The organism is Microcosmobacter mediterraneus (genome assembly GCF_031846265.1).
GTDB classification, from domain to species: Bacteria; Bacteroidota; Bacteroidia; order Flavobacteriales; family Flavobacteriaceae; genus Microcosmobacter; species Microcosmobacter mediterraneus.
Genome location: NZ_JAVRIA010000005.1, coordinates 1 through 20,525, shown reverse-complemented (window position 1 = coordinate 20,525; position 20,525 = coordinate 1). Strand labels below are relative to the sequence as shown.

The following is a 20,525-nucleotide window of genomic DNA, read 5'->3' as shown; positions in this document are numbered from 1 at the left end:
ATATAATCAATTGGACTACTACTTAATACTTACGGCTTTAATAACGCTTTCTGCCATTTTTGGTTATATAAATGTGCGTTTTTTAAAACTCCCAAACACCATTGGGTTAATGCTAATTACTATAGTTTACACCTTAATTGTTTTTGGATTAAGCTATTTTGATGATACCTTATTACAAGCCGAAATAGCATTTATTAGACAAATAAACTTTAAGGAATTATTACTAGATCACATGCTTAGTTTTTTGCTTTTTGCAGGAGCTATGCATACCAACTTTCAGCAGCTTAAAGTTCAACGTTGGCCAATATTAATGTTTTCTACACTAGGTGTTTTAGTATCTACGTTCTTGGTTGGTGGTTGTGTTTTCTTTTTACTAGATATTTTTGGTCTTGGTGTCCCGTTTATTTATTGTTTATTATTTGGCGCTCTAATTTCGCCAACAGATCCGATTGCTGTTTTAGGCATCTTAAAAAAGGCTGGTGTGCCTAAAAAATTAGAAACAAAAATTGTAGGCGAATCTCTATTTAATGATGGTGTTGGAGTTGTTATATTTTTAACCATTTACCAAATAGCCTTTGGTAGTGGTTCTGTTGAAGTTTCTGAGATAGCAAAATTATTCGGAGTTGAAGTGTTTGGTGGTGTAGCTTTTGGCCTATTATTAGGATGGATAACTTATAGATTACTTAAATCTATTGACGACTTTGATATTGAAGTTATTATAACTCTCGCTATGGTTATGGGAGGAACAGTTTTAGCTCAAAAAATGCATATTTCGGCACCTTTAGCAATGGTAACTGCTGGTCTTATGGTTGGTAACGATACAATAAGGCAAACAGCAATGTCTGAAACTACTGAAATTTATGTAGATAAATTTTGGGAACTCATTGATATTCTGCTTAATGCTATATTATTTGTACTCATAGGAATGGAAATGTTAGTACTAGTGTATGATAAAAACTTTATACTTGTTGGTCTGCTAGTTATTCCTGTTGTTTTAGTTTGCCGTTACCTTTCATTATTACTTCCTGTAAATATCTTTAAAAATAAATTAGATTTTGTACCTAAAACAAACGTAATTATGACATGGGGAGGATTGCGTGGTGGTATCTCAATTGCACTAGCTTTAGGCTTATCTCAAGACATGCATAGAGATATGTTTTTAGTCATTACTTACATTGTTGTTGTGTTTTCCATATTAGTACAAGGACTAACTGTAGGCAAACTAGTAAATCGTATACTCTCAAAAAACAAAAAAACCTCAGCAAATTAATGATGAGGTCGATTTTTTTTTACTATATTTTTTAAGATACTGCTTTTAACTTTTTTAAAGTTGATTTAGTTAGCTTATCTTGGGCGTAAGACTTAGTAACGTTTAGTTTATTCTCATCACTTGATGGCATATCAAACATAGCGTCAGTTAATATAGCTTCACATAAAGATCTTAAACCTCTTGCTCCAAGTTTATATTCTATCGCTTTTTCTACAATAAATTCTAATGCTCCATCAGTAATAGTAAACTCAATTTCATCCATAAAGAATAATTTCTTGTACTGCTTTATTATAGCGTTCTTTGGCTCAGTGAGAATGGCTCTTAAAGTATTAGCATCTAATGGATTCATATGTGTTAACACTGGTAAACGACCAATGATTTCAGGAATTAATCCAAAATCTTTTAAATCTTTTGGTATAATGTATTGAAGTATATTATCATCATCAACATTATCATCGGAATTAATAGAGCTATAACCTATCGCTTGCATATTAAGTCGTTTTGTAATGACACGTTCTATACCATCAAAAGCGCCACCAGCTATAAATAAAATATGTTCTGTATTAACTTCAATAAATTTTTGGTCTGGATGTTTACGTCCTCCTTTTGGTGGCACATTAACAGTAGTTCCTTCAAGTAACTTTAATAACGCTTGCTGAACACCTTCTCCAGATACATCTCTTGTTATTGAAGGGTTATCACTTTTACGAGCAATCTTATCTATTTCGTCAATAAATACTATACCACGCTCTGCTTTTTCTAAATTATAATCTGAAGCTTGTAATAACCGTGTAAGTATACTTTCTACGTCTTCACCAACATAACCAGCTTCAGTTAAAACTGTAGCATCAACAATAGCCAAGGGTACATTAAGCATTCTTGCTACTGTTTTAGCCATTAGAGTTTTACCTGTACCTGTTTGACCAACCATTATGATATTAGACTTCTGAATCTCTATATCATCATCCGAAGGTGGTTGTAATAAACGCTTATAGTGATTATATACTGCTACAGACATAACACGTTTAGTGTGTTCTTGCCCTATAATATATTCATCTAAAAATGCCTTAATCTCTTTAGGCTTTCTTAGCATTAATTCTGAACTAAGCTCGGTATTACCACTTTGTTTTGATTCTTCAATAACAATACCATGAGCTTGCTCAATACAGCGATCACAAATATGTGCATCTAAGCCAGCTATAAGCAAGTTAGTTTCAGGTTTTTTCCTCCCACAAAATGAACATTCTAATTCTTCTTTTGCCATCTTTCAAGTTTAAAGTTCATGGTTGAATATTTGAAAATTCAACGCTCTTTATTCTATTTTAGTCGATAAGAACTATTATTTCTTTCGTTCTAAAACTTCATCAATCATTCCATAATCTAGAGCTTCACTAGATTTCATCCAATAATCTCTATCAGAATCCTTTTCAACTTGCTCATAAGATTTCCCTGAATGATCAGAAATGATTTTATATAATTCTTCTTTAACTTTAATTGTTTCTCGAACTGCAATCTCCATATCAGACACTTGGCCCTGAGTTCCACTCATTGGTTGATGGATCATTACTCTTGAGTGTTTTAGAGCAGAACGCTTTCCTTTTTCTCCAGCACACAATAGCACAGCTGCCATAGATGCTGCTATACCTGTACATATTGTAGCTACATCTGGTTTAATAAACTGCATAGTATCATAAATACCTAATCCAGCATATACTGAACCACCAGGAGAATTAATGTAAATCTGTACGTCTTTTGATGCATCTGTACTTTGTAAAAAGAGCAATTGCGCTTGAATAATATTAGCAACCTGATCATTTACTCCTGTTCCTAAAAATATAATACGATCCATCATTAGGCGAGAGAACACATCAAAAACAGCTATGTTCATCTGACGTTCTTCGATAATATTAGGCGTAAGATTAGTAGGATACATACTCTCTATAATCTTACTGTAATAATTGCTATTTATACCTTGATCTTTTATTGCAAATTTTTCAAATTCTTTTCCGTAATCCATTCGTTTTTAAAATGTGTTTTTAATTGATAAAAAAAGCGTAAAACACTATGGTTTTACGCTCTAAATATAATGATTTATTCTCTAATGCTTAACTATAAAACTCTTTCACAAAATCATCATAAGTAATCTCTTTAACTTTGAGATTAGCTTCTTCTTTGTATAGCTTTAATAATTTCTGACTCATTAACTGTTCTGTTAAACGTTTAACCTCATCTTTGTTAGAGAGAATGCGTGCTGCAATATCTTCTAATTCTTTTTCTGATGGATTCATTTGACCAAACTGAGCCATTTGCCCCTTAATCATCTCCATAGCATAAGCTTTTAAATCTTCAAACTGTACCTGAAGCTTAAACTCTTCAATTAACTTTCCTTCAATTAATTGATAACGCATGCTCTTTTCTGATTTTTCATACTCTTCTTTTGCCTGATCTTCGGTCATAATCTCTTCTCCAGCTGTCTGCATCCATTTTTGTAAAAACTCAGCTGGTAAATCAAATTTAGTGCTCTCAACCAAGTATTCTGTAACGTCATTTAACAATTTTTGGTCACCTTGTTGGGTAAATTGTTTTTCAGAATCTTCCTTTATCTTTTCTTTTAACTCAGTTACAGAAGTTACAGTTTTTGGACCAAAAAGTTTATCGAATAGGTCTTGATCTAAATCTGCTAATTCGCGCTCATTGATTTCAGAAACCTCAAAATTAACTTCAACATTAGCAACATCGTCCTTTGACACCTTTAAGAAGGTCATAAAATCATGGTCTTCGTTAAATAAGTTTTTTGTTTTCAAAATAATAACATCACCTACTTTAGCACCAATAAATTTCTTAGGATTTGTTTTTCCTTTTAACTTATCTAGAGTTAATGTTGCAACATTATTAATAGCATGCTCCTCATTGGTGAATTTTCCTGTTATTTCTGATACTGTAGTCACTTCAGTTTGTGATACGATTTTACCATACTGTTTTTGAAGATGCTCAACTTGGTTGTTGATCATTTTATCATTTGCTACAATATTATAGTGTGTTATAGCTTTCTTACCTTTCAACTTAACATCAAATTCTGGAGCTAAACCTAATTCAAATTCAAAAGAAAATTCATCAGAATTCCAATCTAAATCATCTTGAGGCTTTGGTAGTGGATTGCCTAAAACATCTAATTTTTCTTCAACTAAATATTTACCCAAAGCATCTTGCAGCAATTTATTAACCTCATCTACTAGTACAGCTTTACCATATTGCTTTTTAACCATTCCCATTGGCACATGACCTTTTCTAAATCCTGGAATATTTGCAGATTTACGGTAATCTGATAAGATTTTTTCTACCTTATCTTCATAATCTGCTTTAGCGATATCTACCTTTACCACTGCATTTAACGCATCAATATTTTCTCTTGTAATATTCATCTGTTATAACCTAAAAATTGGGCTGCAAAAATACAACTTTTTTTACTTTGAATCCAAACCAATATCTCATAATTAAAGTCTTCAATTTTATTGTAATAAAAATTGTAATGTTGTAGTGTAAAAATCTTTAGGATTTTCTGCATGCAACCAATGACCAGCATTTGCAATAGTAACGATATTAGAATTTGGGAAATGACGTTGAATAATTGTTTCGTCTGATTGGCCAATGTACTCAGATTTATCACCACGTAAAAACAATGTATCTTTACTAAAGGTAGCATATATTGGTAATGCTTCACCTACTTCTGACACTTCTACTTTTAGTATTTCTAAATTAATTCTTAATGCTAATTGTCCCTTCTCAATCCAATATAAGTTTTTAAGTAAGAACATACGTGTTCCCATTTCTTTAACATAATTACTCAATTGCTTATCTGCAGAACTTCTACTTTTTATGTCATTAAAATCTAAACTCGATAGGCCTTCTAAAATAGCATCATGATGCACTGGGTAAAAACGTGGTGAAATATCTGCTACAATTAATTTTGAAATAAAATGAGGATACTCCGTTGCAAATAACATGGCTGTTTTTCCTCCCATAGAATGACCTAAAAGAGCAATGTCTTTTAAATCATAATGCTCGCAATAATATTTTAAGTCCTTAACTAAGGCTTCATAATTAAAAGTATCATCATGAAAACTTCGCCCATGATTACGTTGATCGATAAGGTGCACTTCAAAGCCTTCATTAGAATATTGCTTACCAAGTGTTTTCCAATTATCTCCCATTCCTAAAAATCCATGTAGAATTAGAAATGGTCTTCCTTTCCCAATAATATTTGAGTATAAAAGCATTATTTTAATCTATGTAAATATATTTGTACAACATTCTCAATTCCTAGATACAAGCTCTCAGAAATTAATGCATGACCAATAGACACTTCTAATAAACCAGTGATATTCTGCTTAAAAAATTTTATATTATCTAGTGAAAGATCATGTCCTGCATTAATTCCTAATTGTAATGAATTTGCAAAATCAGCTGCTTTTTTATAGGGTTCAATAGCATCATTATTACCTAATCTGTATTGGTGCGCATAAGCTTCTGTATAGAGTTCTATACGATCTGTACCTGTTTTTTTAGCACCTTCTACCTGTTTTAAATCTGGATCTAAAAAAATAGATGTTCTAATGCCATTGCTTTTAAATTCTGAGATAACTTCAGTTAAAAACGATTTATGGGTTATGGTGTCCCAGCCAGCATTACTTGTGATAGCATCAACAGCATCTGGCACTAAAGTTACTTGTGTAGGTTTAATTTCTAAAACCATATCTACAAATTTAGGTATAGGATTACCTTCAATATTGTATTCTGTATACACTTCTGGTTTTAAATCATAGGCATCCTTGTAACGAATATGACGTTCATCTGGCCTTGGATGAATTGTAACACCTTCAGCGCCAAAACGCTGAATATCTTTAGCAAATTGGACTACATTTGGCAGATCTCCACCTCTAGAATTCCTTAGAGTTGCTATTTTATTTATGTTAACACTGAGTTTAGTCATCACGTAATTTTATGTTGCAAAAATACAAAGTGCTACACCCAATTTGTAGTTATTTTTGATTAATTTGCAAATTCCATAAATCGTTTTATGCCATTAAAACATTACATAATTAATGATATTCGTCCATTGAATATTAATAACCCTATACGAGAGTTGCAGCAACTCTTTAATCAACTCACCTATTCACATATTCCTATTGAGAATAATGGTGTTTTTATGGGTTGTATGTCAGAAACTGATGCTCACTGTTTTGATGGATCAAAACTTATCAGTGAATGCAGTCATACAATAGAAGGGTTTTTTGTAAGGCCATTTACTAATTGGTTAGATATTTTAGAGGCTTTTGCTCAAAACTCTACCAATATAATGCCAGTGTTAGATGAAAAGAATAATTATTTAGGCTATTACGAGCTTAAAGATATCATAAGTTTATTTAACGAAACACCTTTTTTTGCTGAACCTGGAGGCATACTCATTGTTGAAAAAGGTTTACAGGATTATTCTTTTAGTGAAGTAAGCCAAATTGTTGAGTCTAATAATGCTAAACTTTTAGGTGCATTTATTTCTAAAATTGAAAGCGATGTCGTTGAGATAACTTTGAAGATCGGAAATGTTAGTTTAAATGATATCATACAAACCTTTAGAAGGTATAGTTATAATTTAGTTTCTGGTCATGAAGAAGATTCATACATTGAAAATTTAAAAGAACGTTCAGATTATCTTAAAAAATATTTAGACCTATAACTCATGATGAAAATTGCAATATTTGGTCAATATTATCAACAAAATTCAGAGGATAGTGTTGCAATTCTTTTAGACTATTTAGAGCGCAAAAATGTTTCTGTTTTTATTGAGTCTAATTTCTACAATCTCATAGATAATCAATCTGATATAGGTTTAAAAGGATTTAAAACGTTTTTAAATTTAGACCATACATTTAACATGCTTGTTAGTATTGGTGGTGACGGAACTATTCTAAGAGCAGTAACAAGAGTTGGTGATTTAGGCATTCCTATTGTTGGCATAAATACTGGTAGATTAGGGTTTTTAGCAACTATTCAGCCAGAAAAAATCACCATGGCGTTTGATGAGATTATTGCAGGCAATTATAAACTGTCTAATAGAACATTGTTAAGCGTTACAACTGAACCTACTCACAATGATTTAGTAGAAATTAATTATGCTTTAAACGAAATTGCAGTAAGTAGAAAAAATACAACCTCTATGATTACTGTAGAAACGCATCTGAATGATGAATATCTAGCTTCTTATTGGTCTGACGGCCTTATTATCTCAACACCAACAGGTTCTACAGGCTATTCTTTAAGTTGTGGTGGACCAATAATTACGCCTGAAGCTGGTAACATTGTACTTACACCAATTGCACCTCATAATCTTAATGTAAGACCTTTAGTTATACCTGATGATACCAAAGTTCAATTAAAAGTAGATGGTAGAGAAGATCATTACTTATTATCTCTAGATTCTAGGATTGTAACTTTACCCAACTCAGCAGTTGTTAGAATAGAAAAATCCAACTTTAAAGTAAAAATGATTGAATTAACTGATGAAAGTTTTATCGATACTCTTAGGAGAAAAATGTTATGGGCTGAGGATCGTAGAAATTAAAACACATTAGACGCAAATAAAGCAATAAATCCCTCATTATCTTGTTTTAGTAAGCAGACTAATGGGCCTAAATTGTTATAGGCTCATCTTATTTATTATATTTGCAAACTTTTAAAAATCTATGAGAAGCATAGTCCTATTTTTAATGAGTACTTGTTTTATAACAAGCTTAAATGCACAAATCTATGAGGTTGGTGTATTTGTTGGTGGTAGTAATTTTATTGGTGATGTTGGCGCCACGACTTACATAGCTCCAAATGCTCCTGTTTTTGGTGGTATTGTTAAATGGAATAGAAGCCCAAGACACGCTTTTAGAGCAAGTGTCATTTTTGCTGACTTAGAGGGTTTTGATGGAAAATCAGATGATCCAAGGCGTGTGCAGCGTGGTTATAATTTTGATAATTCATTATTAGAAATATCACTTGGGATGGAGTTTACATTTTTTGATTTTAATCTTCATGATAATAGACCAAAAGTGACGCCTTACTTATACACTGGAATTACAACCGCAAGACACAAAAATTATTTTTTTTCATCAATTGGTGAATATACCGATCAGGGAACGAATAGTTGGGCTTATGGAATACCTATGGTTTTAGGCATAAAATCTAATATCACTAATCATCTCATCCTAGCTGGAGAAATTGGTGTGCGTTACACATTCTCAGATGAATTAGATGGTAGTGTCCCTGACGCTCAGGAACTAGATGGGTTAAGCTTTGGTAATCTAAACAGCAATGATTGGTATGTATTTACTGGTTTTACATTAACCTACACTTTTGGTAGAAAACCATGCTATTGTAATTACGAACAATGAGTCTAAAAGAACACATAGATAAAAACCGTTTGCCTAAACATGTCGCTGTGATTATGGATGGTAATGGTCGTTGGGCTAAAAAACAAGGCTTACTCAGAGTTGCTGGGCACGAAACAGGCACCAAGGCTGTGAGACAAACAGTTGAAGCTAGTGCTGAACTAGGTATAAAACATTTAACACTCTATGCTTTTTCAACAGAAAACTGGAAACGACCAAAATTAGAAGTTCAGACCTTAATGAAACTTTTAGTACGTTCCTTAAAAAAAGAAATTAAAACACTACAAGATAATAATATCAAACTCACTGCTATTGGTGCGCTAAATGATTTACCACAAAAAGCTTTTAATGAGTTACAGGAAGTTATTGATAAAACTAAAAATAATACCAACATGACCTTAACCTTAGCGTTAAGTTATGGCTCAAGAGAAGAACTAGTTAGTGTTGTTAAAGAGTTAACATATAAAGTTAAAAATAATATAATTTCTGCCGAAAGTATTGACGAATCAATAATTAATAAGCATCTTTACACGCAAGATTTGCCAGATGTAGACTTATTAATTAGAACAAGTGGTGAACAACGAATAAGCAATTTTTTACTATGGCAAATAGCGTATGCTGAGTTATATTTTACAGATATTCTATGGCCAGATTTTACTAAAGAAGACTTGTATAAAGCTTTAGTTAATTATCAAAATAGAGAACGACGATTTGGAAAAACAAGCGAACAACTTACTTAATATTACTTCATTGAATACATATTACAAACTACTTTTTATTCTACTAATTTTTACTTTATCTGCAAACCTAAGCGCACAAGAAGTAAACTACAATAGTGGTACAAAATATACCATAGGTGAAATTAAAGTTGCAGGAAATACCAATTTTGGAGAGTCTACAATTATTTCATTCTCTCGTCTAAAAAAAGGTGATGTTATCCAAATTCCAGGAGAAAAATTAAGTAATGCTATCAAAAAGCTATGGGGAACAAACCTATTTAGCAGTATTGATGTATACATAATAAATGTAGAGGGTTCAACAATAGATTTAGAAATTGAACTCTATGATTTACCAGAGCTTAATGAAGTTACTATTGAAGGTGTAAAAAAAGGTAAAAAGGACGAGCTCATTGCAGACAACAAACTTAATAAAGGCACAAAGGTCACAGAGAATCTTATAACTACTACAGAAAACTATATAGAAAATAAGTATAAGAAAAACGGCTTCTACAATACAAAAGTTACTGTTACTACCAAAGAAATCAATGATTCTATTGAGAAGCAACGAGTAAACATGCTCGTTTATATAGACAAAGGAGAAAAGGTTAAAATTAAAGATATCGATTTTGAAGGCAATGAAAAACTTAGCGATAAAAAGCTAAGAAAAGCCATGAAAAACACGAAACGTAAAAACCCAATTAGAATTTTAAAACGTTCTAAATACATTGAAGAAAACTATAAAGAAGATCTAGTAGCAGTAATCGATAAATACAAAGAAAAAGGTTATAGAGATGCTCGTATTATTAGTGATACTATAGTAGTCAATAACGATAAAAGTATTTCTTTAAAAATTAATGTTGAAGAAGGCGAAAAATACACTTTTGGTAAAATATCATTTGTTGGTAATACAGTGTACTCCGACGAGCAACTATCAAGAGTATTAAGAATTGATGAAGGTTCCACTTACAATGGTGTTGAACTCAGAAAACGTATTGCAGATGATAGTAAACCAGATGCATTAGATCTTACTAACTTATATCAAAATAATGGGTATTTATTCTCTACTATTAATCCTGTAGAAATCAGTGCAGATGGAAATGTTATTGACTTAGAAATACGAATATCAGAAGGAAAACCAGCTTATTTTAATAAAATTTCTGTTGTTGGTAATGATAAAACTAATGACCATGTTATATACAGAGAACTCAGGACCAGACCAGGACAATTATACAGTAGGTCTAATGTTATTAGAACCATTAGAGAACTTGGTCAACTAGGTTTCTTTGATGCTCAACAAATATCGCCTAACCTTAATAATGCAAATCCAAATGAAGGTACTCTAGACATGGAATATTCTGTAGTTGAAAGAGGTTCTAGCCAAATAGAGCTTCAAGGTGGTTATGGTGGTGGTGGATTCATTGGTACTCTTGGATTGTCTTTTAATAACTTCTCGCTAAAGAATATTTTTAATAAGGAAGCATATACTCCTATTCCTATGGGAGATGGCCAAAGTTTATCATTAAGACTTCAGGCGAGTCGTTTTTTCCAAACCTATAGTTTTTCATTTAGTGAACCTTGGTTAGGTGGTGAGGAGCCTATAAGATTAACAACATCTATTTCGCACTCTAGACAATTCTTATTTAATCCTCAAACTCGTAATGCAGATAAAAGTAGACGCTTTAATATTACAGGGATTAGTGTAGGTATAGCAAAGCGATTAAAAGTACCAGATGATTATTTCCAACTATCACAAGCTATAGGCTTTCAGCATTACGACTTACAGAATTACAACACAGGGTTATTTACTTTTGGAGATGGTACATCTAACAACTTGTCATATACAGTAGCATTATCAAGAAACAACACCTTTACAGATCCTATATATCCAACTGGTGGTTCTAATTTTACAGCTTCTGCAAAATTTTCATTGCCATATTCTGTATTTAATAATGTAGATTATAAAGCTTTAAACCAAGAACGAGAAGGGCTACTAGATATACGAGACGATGTTAACAATTCTACAATAGATAGAGAAAATGCAGCAAGCCGAATTGGAGAGATCGATCAAGAACGTTTTAAGTGGTTAGAATTCTATAAAGTTAAGTTTACTGGAGATTGGTATACTAATCCTGTGGATAAACTTGTATTAAGATCTGCAGTAGAATTTGGTTTCTTAGGAGCTTATAATAATGATAGAGGTGTAATTCCTTTTGAGCGTTTCTTTGTTGGTGGAGATGGCCTAGGAAACAGAACTTTAGATGGTAGAGAGGTAATACAATTAAGAGGTTATCCAAATCAGTCTTTATCCTCACAAGATGGTGGTACTATTTACAATAAGTTTTCATTAGAACTACGTTATCCAATTACATTAGGTCAGCAAGCAAAAATTTACGGACTAACTTTTATAGAAGGTGGTGCCTCTTTTAATAACTTTAGAGATTACAATCCGTTTAACATTAATAGATCTGCAGGATTTGGACTTAGAATATTTATGCCAGCCTTTGGTTTATTAGGTATTGACTTTGGTCATGGCTTTGATCCTTTACCTGGACAAACGCAAAAAAATGGATGGGAAACTCACTTCATTATTGGACAACAATTTTAAGTTTGGCACGATATTTTCTAACAGTACATTAAGGATTTAGTCCGTGAGTTAAAATTTTTATGAATATATTTCGTTAATTTGAAAAATAATAGCTCTAAATGACAAAATCTATAGTGTCACTGTGATTTTAGATTTTATTGAACCTAACTTTTAAAATTACTTAAACATGAAACATAAAGTTCTTTTATTATTGATAATAGTTTCTCTATTAAGCTTTAGCTCTAATGCGCAACGAGGTATTAGAATTGGCTATATAGATACAGAATATATTTTACAGAACGTACCAGAGTTTCAACAAGCCTCTACCCAGTTAGATAAAAAAGTGCAACAATGGAAGGTTGAAGTAGAAAAACGTCTTAATGCAGTTGATCTAAAGAAGAAAGAGTTAGATAACGAACGTGTTCTGTTAACCAAAGAGCTGTACGAAGAACGATTAGAAGATATTGCTTTTGAAGAAGCTGAAATTTTAGATTACCAACAAAAACGATTTGGTCCAAATGGTGACTTAATGATTCAGAAAAAACAATTAATACAACCAGTGCAAGATCAAATTTTCGCAGCAGTGCAAGAAATTGCAGAAACTAAAAAATTTGATTTCGTTTTTGATAAATCTGCAGATGTAGTGATGCTATATTCAGCAGAACGTTATGACATTAGCGAACAAGTACTAAGATCTATAACCAGAACATCTAAACGTACTCAAGCAAAAAATAAAAAAGAACGAAAAGAAGCTGAAGAAGAAGATATAGTACCAGAAGTAGATTTAGAGTTAGAAGCTAGACAAGAAGAACGTCAAAAAGCGTTAGACGAAAAGAAAGCTGATAGAGAAGCGCAATTAGAAGAGCGTAGAAGAAAACAACAAGAGCTCAGAGACGCTAAAAAGAAAGAAGCTGAAGCAAGACGAGCTAAAATATTAGAAGATCGAGAAAAAGCTAGACAAGAAAAACTAAATGCTAGAAAGAAAAAAACAGATACATCTGCTGTGAAAAAAGTAACAAATACTAAGGCAAAAGACAGCACAGCAGCAAAAAAAGAACCATCTAAAGCAGCAAAGGCATTAGATGACGCTAAAAAAACAAGAGCACAACTTATAGAGGAAAAGAAACAACAAAAGATAAAAGATAGAGAGGCTCGTAAAAAAGCTTTAGAAGAACGTCGACGAAAAATTGACTCTATCAGAAAAGCTAGAACAAAAAAACCAGTTGAAAAAGACTCAACCAAAACAGGAAATTAACTTTAATAATTAATTATATATAATAACAAATACCTTAACAATGAAACACGTAAAATCCCTTTTATTAGCAGCAATACTATTTGTAAGTACATCAGCTTTTGTACAAGCTCAAAGTAAAGTTGCTCATATTAACACTCAGGAGCTGATTGAGGCCATGCCAGAAATGAAAAGTGCAAGGGCTGAATTAGAAAAATTAGCTAAAACTTATGAAGCTGATTTACAAACAATGACAACAGAGATTCAGACTAAAGCTAAGCAGTATGATGCTGAGGCAAGTACTAAAACTCAAGAAGAAAACGGTAAACGCATGCAAGAAATCCAAGAAATGGAACAAAGCATTCGTCAATATAACTCTACTGCTCAGCAAGATTTAGCAAAGAAAGAATCTGAATTAATAAAGCCTATTAGAGAGAAAGCGTTAGCGGCTATAAATAAAGTTGCTAGCACACTTGGTTTTGATTATGTTTTAGATAAGTCTACCTTAATTGTAGCTCAAGGTAAAGATATTTTAGCCGAAGTTAAAAAAGAGTTACAGATATAATAGCAAAATAAAACGCTAATAAAATTTACTAAAAGTCGCTTTATTACAAAGCGACTTTTATTTTTGTATTCTATGAGTAATTTACCTATTGGCATATTTGATTCAGGAGTTGGTGGCACATCAATTTGGAAAGAAATACACAAACTTCTACCTAATGAAAACACTATCTACCTTGCAGACAGTTTAAATGCTCCTTATGGACCTAAAGGTAAAGATCGTATTATTGAGCTTTGTAAAAAAAATACCGAATTACTTATAAGCCTAAGCTGTAAACTCATTGTTGTAGCTTGTAATACTGCTACTACAAATGCTATAGATTATCTAAGATCACATTACAATGTGCCATTTATTGGTATCGAACCAGCTATTAAACCTGCCGCTTTAAAAACTAAAACTAAGACTATTGGAATACTCGCTACAAAAGGCACTTTATCTAGTGAGCTATTTCATAAAACCAGTGATCTTTACAGCAATAGTATAACTGTGATTGAGCAAATTGGTGAAGGCATTGTTCCTTTAGTTGAATCTGGAAAAGTTAATTCTTCAGAAATGCAATCGCTACTTCAAAAATATATGGAACCAATGTTAAAGGCTGAAATAGATTATTTGGTTTTAGGCTGCACACATTATCCTTATCTTATACCTATATTAAAAGATATTTTACCAAGGGAAGTCACAATAATAGATTCTGGTGAGGCTGTTGCTAGGCAAACTAAAGCCGTTTTACATGATCATAATAGTTATACAAAAAACAATACTATTGGCAAACTGATCTTCTATTCTAATGGAAATACTGAGGTACTTAACGATTTAATTGATGTAGAGGCAACTGTGGAGTATCTTAACTTTTAATTAATCTTTAAACCAACTCGAATATTTTATATAGTTATTAGCTATACGCTCAATTTCACCAGTACGTAATTCTTTGCTAATATTTTTAACCTTTTTAGCAGGAACTCCAGCATAAATAGAACCAGCTTCTACATGTGTTTTTTGAGTTACGACAGCTCCTGCTGCAATGATAGAATTAGATTCTACAATACAATCGTCCATAATAATACTTCCCATACCAACTAAAACATTATCCTTAATTGTGCAGCCATGTACAATGGCATTATGACCAATAGATACATTATTACCTATCGTTGTTGGTGATTTCTGATAAGTAACATGTATTACAGCACCATCTTGTACATTAACCTTATTACCCATTTTTATATAGTGAACATCTCCTCTAATAACTGCACTAAACCATACACTACATTGATTTCCCATAACAACATCGCCAACAATAGTGGCATTATCTGCTATAAAACAATCGTCTGGTATTTGTGGATGCTTATTATTTACTGGTTTTATTATAGGCATAGTTATTTAAAATAAGCTAGTAATTGTGCTTTTTTAGACGCTGACACAGAAATTTCTTTACCATTACCTAAAACAACAGTACCTCCTTTTCCTTTTACGTACTTCACAATTTCATTAACATTAACAAGGTACGATTTATGAACTCTAGAAAAACTGGAATCCTTTAAAGTTTCTTCAAAATGTTTTAGTGTTTTACTTACTAACTTCTTTTTATTGTTGTTTAAGTAAATTTCTGTGTAGTTATCATCAGCTTTGCAATAGAGTATATTAGCAGCTTCTATTACCTCAAAACCATCTTGTTGCGGAATTGTAATTTTACCATCAGCTGTAGCTGTTTTAGGAACTAATACCTGATTTTGAAGTGCATCTTCCTTAGTTTTAATTTCTGTAACATAATCTACAGCTTTAATGAGCTCTTCAATAGAAATTGGTTTCATTAAATAATAACTTGCATGCGCATTTAAAGCTTCTATAGCATAGTGATTATAAGCAGTTACAAATATGGTTTCAAAATCTACATCACCTACTTTTTCTAATAAATCAAAAGCGTTTCCGTAAGGCATTTCTACATCTAAAAACACTAAATCTAGATCGTTATTTCTTATCAATACAAGGGCTTCTTCGATATTTGCAGCTTCTCCTTGGATCTCTACACTAGGACAATACTTAGAGAGGTAATTACCAAGTATTTGCCTACTTGCTGCTTCGTCTTCTACTATAATGGCTTTTAGTTTCATTCTAATCCTTTTTTAATGTTACAACAACTTTAGTTCCAGCATCTTCAACTTCTAAATAGTTATTAATATCTATGGTAACTTTATCTTTATACATGGTATTTAATATGCTAACACGCTTTTTAATATTACTCATTCCTGTTGATTTATGCTTTTTCTGATGCTCAGTTTTCATTTGTAATGATCGTTCTCTCCCAATACCATCATCAGTAATAACTACTTGTAATTCATCCTCATTTTTCTGAACTATGGAGATATTAAGTTGACCTTTATTTTGTTTGTAACGTAGTCCATGCCAAACAGCATTTTCTATATAAGGCTGTAAAAGCATTGGTGGGATTTTAAAATCTTGAATGTCAATATTACTATCAATGTTGATATTGTAGTCAAATTTATCTTTAAATCTAAAGTGTTCTAATTTGGTATATAATTCTATAAGTTCAATTTCTTTTTGAAGTGGAATAAAATCTTCTTCACTATTCTCTAAAACAGATCGCATTAAAAATGAAAAATCTGTTAAGTATTTATTGGCTGTACGTTCATCATTATTAGCAATAAAACTATTTACAGAATTAAGTGCATTAAAAATAAAATGAGGATTCATCTGACTTCGTAGAGATTTTAAGGCCAGTAAATTATTAGTAAAACGTTGCTGCTTTATATAGCTATACATAAAGTATCCTGTTATAAGTAAAAGTGCTAATCCACCTCCTAGAGAGTAAATAATTAACTCTTGTCTTTTACTGCGTTCTTCAGTAACTTCATACTTACTTTGAGAAACTACTCTTTCGCTCTCTAAACTTGATATTCGTATAGCGCTCTCTAATATTTTTTTATTAAATCTATCTACTCTAGATAATTCTTGCTCTTTCTTTATATATAACTCATCGACAACGTTAGTATAAAAATCGTATGTTTCTCTGGCTTTATCAAAATCTCCAGCATCTCTATGAACGTCAGACAATTTTCTAGCAGCATCTTTCTTTACTACTAAATCCTCGCGCTCATCGGCTTGAATTATACTTTTTTCTAGATATGGTATAGCACTATCGTAATCCTTTTGCAGGAAAAAGGCATTACCAATTTTATAGTTTTGTTTTTGAGGTGTTAAAGCGCTTGTATTATCTATTAGAGAATCTAACTCCAAGTCATCAATAACGTCCACAGCATCTTTTCTTAGTTCAATTTCTTCATCATATTCTCTATTTGTATTTTGAAAATCTGCGACAATAACCGCTTCTTCTAAAGCACGCTTTTTATTTTCTTTATTTGCTAATTTTAAAGAATTACCAAAATACTCTTTGGCTTTATTTATGCTACCTTTACTAGTATATGCTTGTGCTATTTTAGAATTTAGATCAGTAATTTTTGGTGTAATTAAATGGTTCTGAGCTATCTTTAAGCCTTTCTCATAAGCTGTGATTGAAGCACTGTAATTTTTAGCTTGCAAATATGAATCTCCTAGATTTTCATATAAAATAACGTCTTGCCAATTGGTTAAACGTGAATTTTTAAGGGTATTTAACACTGCTATACTTTCTTCGGTGTTTTTATTTAACCTATAAACCTCTCCAAGTTTTAATGACACATCATTAGAGTCAACGTTTTGAAGACTAATTTTATAATTAATAATAGCTAAATCGTATTGTTTCCAAAAGGCATAAACATCTGCTAAAGTTTCATAGGCTAATCTGTTTTCTTTTCTCGAGCTTGTATTTTTGAGTGCTTCTGTTACATAGTTTAAACTTTTCTCAACATCATTTTTTAGATAGATTTTAGCAGAATCTATATTTTGATTAAAGGTTTGAGCTTTTTTTCTACTTACCTCAATTGGTGATGGTGCATATTGTACTTCAATAATTATTTTGTCATCATTAATAATGGTGTGATATACGATTTCAAAATCATTATGAGTAACAATTAATTGATCTCCTATTTTTGCTTTTATTTTAAATCCACCATCGTAATCCGTATTTCCTAAATAGTTACCATTAACTTCTATCCTTGCATCTTTTATAGGATCTTGTGATACTTCTTCTCTTACTAATCCTCTTATTGTAAAGATTTGATTTTCTTTAAATTGAGTTTGCGAAAAAGCGATTTCAATGCTACTAAGTAACAGAATTAAGGCTATGCATTTAAGGTTTGTTTTCAAGAATTAACAAATTGATTTTAAACTAAACTACACACATTATTTGACAATATAAAATACCTAACAGCTAAGACTAGCTTTATAATCTCTAAAAAAGATATTATGCCTCAATTTTAAGGGCAGTTTACTCATTAAAACGACTTGTTTACTCATTATAGATTGTAGCAAAAATTTCTTCAAAATATATTTACGCATAAATCAAAAAACGAAAACAATGAAACATGTATTAAAAACAACACTAGTATTAGTTTTCTGCTTAGGATTTTTATCCTGTGTAGCAAAAACAAAAAATGATGAGAAGGTCTTAGCAGAATTAAAACAAATAGATCCTCCTAAAAAGCAACATATCAAAGTTGCTTTATTGCTAGATACTAGCAATAGTATGGATGGTCTAATTGACCAAGCTAAAGCACAATTGTGGCAGATAGTTAATGAATTATCTTACGCTAAATGTGGTAATGAAAAGCCAAATTTAAAAATTGCTTTATATGAGTATGGCAATGATAATTTAAACGATAAAGAAGGTTACATAAGACAAGTTCTTGGATTTAGTAGTGATCTGGATGAAATCTCTAAAGAACTATTTTCTTTAACGACCAATGGTGGAAATGAATTTTGCGGTTATGTTATACAAACCTCATTAAATCAATTAGGTTGGGGAACTAATGAGAGTGATTTAAAACTCATCTTCATTGCTGGCAATGAACCTTTCACACAAGGTTCGGTTAGCTATCAGGATGCTTCTGAAAATGCTTCAAAAAAAGATATCGTAGTGAATACTATTTTCTGTGGCGATTATAATCAAGGTATCTCCTCATTCTGGAAAGATGGTGCTGATATAGCTGGTGGAAATTATATGGCAATAAATCATAACAAAGCAACGATACACATTGCTTCACCTTATGATGATACCATTTTACAGTTAAATATTGCTCTTAACAAAACTTATATTGCCTATGGTAATACAGGCAAGAATAAAGTAGCATTACAACAAGAGCAAGATACTAATGCCGAAGAATACAGTACAGCTAATGCTGTTAGCAGAACAGTAAGTAAGAGTTCTCATCTCTATAATAATTCTAAATGGGATTTAGTTGACGCCTCAAATGAAAAAGATTTTGATTTTGAATCTGTAAAAAAAGAACAACTGCCTGATGAATTAAAAAACAAATCTTTAGCTGAAATTAAAGCCTTCGTAAGTCGAAAAAAAGGAGAACGCTTAGATATTCAGAAACAGATCCAAGAGTTAAATACTAAACGAAAAGCATTTTTAAAAACGCAATCTAAGGTTGATAATGAGTTAGGAGATGCTTTAATATCTGCTATTAAATCTCAAGCTAAAAAGAAAAATTATTACTGGTAAAATCATATTAACTAATATATTAAACTAACAAAGGCCAAGACATTAAATATGTTTTGGCATTTGTTAAATATCATATCTATATTAGTTTACTGCAGGACAGTTACATTCAAATTTCTCGCGTCTACAGTTAAAATTAAAACCTAGTGTTAATTGATGAAATCCTCCATTATTAAACACTACTGAATTAGCTTGATAAGAGTAGGTGTATGCAAACACAAAATTGTTATAATCCACACCAATAAAAGGTGTTATATACTGAAGTTTTTGACTACTAACTCCTGATCCATTATTGAATTCTGCACCATCTAAACTTCTTCTATAAGACAATCCTCCCCAAAGTTTACCAAATTCCATTTTCTTATAAACTTTACCGTTGATGTCAAAAGATGTTTCATCTGTTGCATCTCTATGCATTACCATAATAGAAGGCTCATAACTCCAATCACTCCCATATTTACTAAAGGTATTTCCTGCAGAAAATAAATATGTTCTAAGGTTATCGTAGCTTAGACCTTGTTCATTAAAATTAATTCCTTCGTTCTTTAATACATTTTTTACAGTTGCATGTGCATAAAAATCAAGTAAATGATATGAGAATCCAAAATCTATATTAAAATTAGTTGCACTTTGTTCTACTCCTGCGATGATAGGATCAAATCCATCACTCAAAAATTCGGTTTCATCTAATTTATATTGAATAAATCCTGCGCTTAACCCAAAAGATAGCATATTAAGATCTATCTCATTTCTTGAGAACATAATATGATGTGCGTATGTTAAATATCCACCTACTTGAGAATGATAACCGTTAGCATCATTAAAAACAATACCACCAATTGCCGAAGGAGAATCTCCTAACCTACTATTTACACTTAAGGTTTGTAAACTTGGTGCATTATCAACTCCAAACCATTGTTTACGTGCTGTAAGTCTAATTTTAGCACAATTAGCTACACCTGCCATAGAAGGATGGATAACGTAATAATTATCTGTTAAGTAATCTGAATATACTGGCAAGCCTTCTTGAGCTATTAGGTTTTGTGCAAATAGTCCAAAACATGCTAATAAACAATATTGTTTTAATTTCATACTTATCGTTTTAGGGC

19 protein-coding genes are annotated in these 20,525 nt (G+C 31.7%); 10 read left to right on the top strand and 9 right to left on the bottom strand.

Translation table 11 applies throughout. The features are described 5' to 3' along the window. Positions 1-10 precede the first annotated feature (10 nt). On the top strand, positions 11-1,270 hold the full coding sequence (locus RM697_RS09645) for a cation:proton antiporter (RefSeq protein WP_311427678.1): 1,260 nt from the start codon (positions 11-13) through the stop codon (positions 1,268-1,270). 31 nt (positions 1,271-1,301) lie between these two features. Here the strand turns inward: RM697_RS09645 and clpX are convergent, their stop codons facing one another. The 5 genes from clpX to RM697_RS09620 all read right to left on the bottom strand — a co-directional run bounded on the left by clpX (position 1,302) and on the right by RM697_RS09620 (position 6,260). Next, entirely contained in the window at positions 1,302-2,534 is a 1,233-nt protein-coding gene (clpX, locus tag RM697_RS09640; RefSeq protein ID WP_311427677.1) for an ATP-dependent Clp protease ATP-binding subunit ClpX, read from the bottom strand. A 75-nt stretch (positions 2,535-2,609) separates the two neighbouring features. After that, a complete protein-coding gene (clpP, locus tag RM697_RS09635) occupies positions 2,610-3,287 on the bottom strand; it encodes an ATP-dependent Clp endopeptidase proteolytic subunit ClpP (RefSeq protein ID WP_311427676.1) in 678 nt (225 codons plus the stop codon). An 88-nt stretch (positions 3,288-3,375) separates the two neighbouring features. Next, positions 3,376-4,692 (bottom strand): trigger factor, encoded by a 1,317-nt coding sequence (tig, locus tag RM697_RS09630; RefSeq protein ID WP_311427675.1) that lies wholly within the window; start codon positions 4,690-4,692, stop codon positions 3,376-3,378. Positions 4,693-4,779: 87 nt separating this feature from the next. Next, positions 4,780-5,547 (bottom strand): alpha/beta fold hydrolase, encoded by a 768-nt coding sequence (locus RM697_RS09625; protein ID WP_311427674.1) that lies wholly within the window; start codon positions 5,545-5,547, stop codon positions 4,780-4,782. Further along, complete coding sequence (locus RM697_RS09620) at positions 5,547-6,260, bottom strand: pyridoxine 5'-phosphate synthase (protein ID WP_311427673.1); 714 nt, start codon at positions 6,258-6,260, stop codon at positions 5,547-5,549. Before RM697_RS09620 ends, RM697_RS09625 begins: the two co-directional genes overlap by 1 nt. An 87-nt stretch (positions 6,261-6,347) precedes the next feature. On the opposite strand from RM697_RS09620, the gene RM697_RS09615 reads away from it, so the two are divergent. The 8 genes from RM697_RS09615 (at position 6,348) to murI (ending at position 14,654) form a co-directional block, all read left to right on the top strand. Beyond that, positions 6,348-7,004: a CBS domain-containing protein gene (locus RM697_RS09615; RefSeq protein ID WP_311427672.1), complete on the top strand. Its 657-nt coding sequence runs from the start codon at positions 6,348-6,350 to the stop codon at positions 7,002-7,004. Between the two features lie 6 nt (positions 7,005-7,010). Continuing rightward, on the top strand, positions 7,011-7,889 hold the full coding sequence (locus RM697_RS09610; RefSeq protein WP_311427863.1) for an NAD kinase: 879 nt from the start codon (positions 7,011-7,013) through the stop codon (positions 7,887-7,889). 145 nt (positions 7,890-8,034) lie between these two features. Continuing rightward, entirely contained in the window at positions 8,035-8,706 is a 672-nt protein-coding gene (gene porG, locus RM697_RS09605) for a type IX secretion system protein PorG (protein ID WP_311427671.1), read from the top strand. After that, positions 8,703-9,443: an undecaprenyl pyrophosphate synthase gene (uppS, locus tag RM697_RS09600; protein ID WP_311427670.1), complete on the top strand. Its 741-nt coding sequence runs from the start codon at positions 8,703-8,705 to the stop codon at positions 9,441-9,443. Before porG ends, uppS begins: the two co-directional genes overlap by 4 nt. Further along, positions 9,415-12,027 (top strand): outer membrane protein assembly factor BamA, encoded by a 2,613-nt coding sequence (gene bamA / locus RM697_RS09595; protein WP_311427669.1) that lies wholly within the window; start codon positions 9,415-9,417, stop codon positions 12,025-12,027. The genes uppS and bamA overlap by 29 nt, the downstream gene beginning before the upstream one ends. Before the next feature lie 166 nt (positions 12,028-12,193). Then, the gene (locus tag RM697_RS09590; protein ID WP_311427668.1) at positions 12,194-13,261 is read left to right on the top strand and encodes an OmpH/Skp family outer membrane protein; all 1,068 of its coding nucleotides are present in this window, start codon (positions 12,194-12,196) and stop codon (positions 13,259-13,261) included. A gap of 40 nt (positions 13,262-13,301) precedes the next feature. Beyond that, a complete protein-coding gene (locus tag RM697_RS09585) occupies positions 13,302-13,802 on the top strand; it encodes an OmpH/Skp family outer membrane protein (RefSeq protein WP_311427667.1) in 501 nt (166 codons plus the stop codon). A 72-nt stretch (positions 13,803-13,874) separates the two neighbouring features. Beyond that, a complete protein-coding gene (murI, locus tag RM697_RS09580) occupies positions 13,875-14,654 on the top strand; it encodes a glutamate racemase (protein WP_311427666.1) in 780 nt (259 codons plus the stop codon). On the opposite strand, the gene RM697_RS09575 is transcribed toward murI, so the two are convergent. The 3 genes from RM697_RS09575 to RM697_RS09565 are packed head-to-tail and all read right to left on the bottom strand — an operon-like array spanning position 14,655 to position 18,059. Further along, on the bottom strand, positions 14,655-15,170 hold the full coding sequence (locus tag RM697_RS09575) for a gamma carbonic anhydrase family protein (RefSeq protein WP_311427665.1): 516 nt from the start codon (positions 15,168-15,170) through the stop codon (positions 14,655-14,657). Between the two features lie 2 nt (positions 15,171-15,172). After that, entirely contained in the window at positions 15,173-15,907 is a 735-nt protein-coding gene (locus tag RM697_RS09570; RefSeq protein ID WP_311427664.1) for a LytR/AlgR family response regulator transcription factor, read from the bottom strand. A 1-nt stretch (position 15,908) separates the two neighbouring features. Continuing rightward, on the bottom strand, positions 15,909-18,059 hold the full coding sequence (locus tag RM697_RS09565) for a tetratricopeptide repeat-containing sensor histidine kinase (RefSeq protein WP_311427663.1): 2,151 nt from the start codon (positions 18,057-18,059) through the stop codon (positions 15,909-15,911). 211 nt (positions 18,060-18,270) lie between these two features. Between RM697_RS09565 and RM697_RS09560 the strand changes: the two genes are divergently transcribed. Further along, positions 18,271-19,419, top strand: coding sequence for a vWA domain-containing protein (locus RM697_RS09560; RefSeq protein WP_311427662.1), 1,149 nt, complete (start codon positions 18,271-18,273; stop codon positions 19,417-19,419). Positions 19,420-19,500: 81 nt separating this feature from the next. Here RM697_RS09560 and RM697_RS09555 read toward each other — a convergent pair whose 3' ends face one another. Continuing rightward, positions 19,501-20,508: a PorP/SprF family type IX secretion system membrane protein gene (locus RM697_RS09555; RefSeq protein ID WP_311427862.1), complete on the bottom strand. Its 1,008-nt coding sequence runs from the start codon at positions 20,506-20,508 to the stop codon at positions 19,501-19,503. Between the last annotated feature and the right edge of the window lie 17 nt (positions 20,509-20,525).

Bases quoted from the DNA above. Each gene is read 5' to 3' on its own strand.
- RM697_RS09610 (WP_311427863.1), top strand. From the start codon at position 7,011: ATGAAAATTGCAATATTTGGTCAATATTATCAACAAAATTCAGAGGAT.
- RM697_RS09625 (WP_311427674.1), bottom strand. From the start codon at position 5,547: ATGCTTTTATACTCAAATATTATTGGGAAAGGAAGACCATTTCTAATT.
- RM697_RS09620 (WP_311427673.1), bottom strand. From the start codon at position 6,260: ATGACTAAACTCAGTGTTAACATAAATAAAATAGCAACTCTAAGGAAT.
- RM697_RS09555 (WP_311427862.1), bottom strand. From the start codon at position 20,508: ATGAAATTAAAACAATATTGTTTATTAGCATGTTTTGGACTATTTGCA.
- uppS (WP_311427670.1), top strand. From the start codon at position 8,703: ATGAGTCTAAAAGAACACATAGATAAAAACCGTTTGCCTAAACATGTC.
- RM697_RS09570 (WP_311427664.1), bottom strand. From the start codon at position 15,907: ATGAAACTAAAAGCCATTATAGTAGAAGACGAAGCAGCAAGTAGGCAA.
- porG (WP_311427671.1), top strand. From the start codon at position 8,035: ATGAGTACTTGTTTTATAACAAGCTTAAATGCACAAATCTATGAGGTT.
- clpX (WP_311427677.1), bottom strand. From the start codon at position 2,534: ATGGCAAAAGAAGAATTAGAATGTTCATTTTGTGGGAGGAAAAAACCT.
- tig (WP_311427675.1), bottom strand. From the start codon at position 4,692: ATGAATATTACAAGAGAAAATATTGATGCGTTAAATGCAGTGGTAAAG.
- RM697_RS09615 (WP_311427672.1), top strand. From the start codon at position 6,348: ATGCCATTAAAACATTACATAATTAATGATATTCGTCCATTGAATATT.
- clpP (WP_311427676.1), bottom strand. From the start codon at position 3,287: ATGGATTACGGAAAAGAATTTGAAAAATTTGCAATAAAAGATCAAGGT.
- RM697_RS09590 (WP_311427668.1), top strand. From the start codon at position 12,194: ATGAAACATAAAGTTCTTTTATTATTGATAATAGTTTCTCTATTAAGC.
- RM697_RS09560 (WP_311427662.1), top strand. From the start codon at position 18,271: ATGAAACATGTATTAAAAACAACACTAGTATTAGTTTTCTGCTTAGGA.
- murI (WP_311427666.1), top strand. From the start codon at position 13,875: ATGAGTAATTTACCTATTGGCATATTTGATTCAGGAGTTGGTGGCACA.
- RM697_RS09585 (WP_311427667.1), top strand. From the start codon at position 13,302: ATGAAACACGTAAAATCCCTTTTATTAGCAGCAATACTATTTGTAAGT.
- RM697_RS09575 (WP_311427665.1), bottom strand. From the start codon at position 15,170: ATGCCTATAATAAAACCAGTAAATAATAAGCATCCACAAATACCAGAC.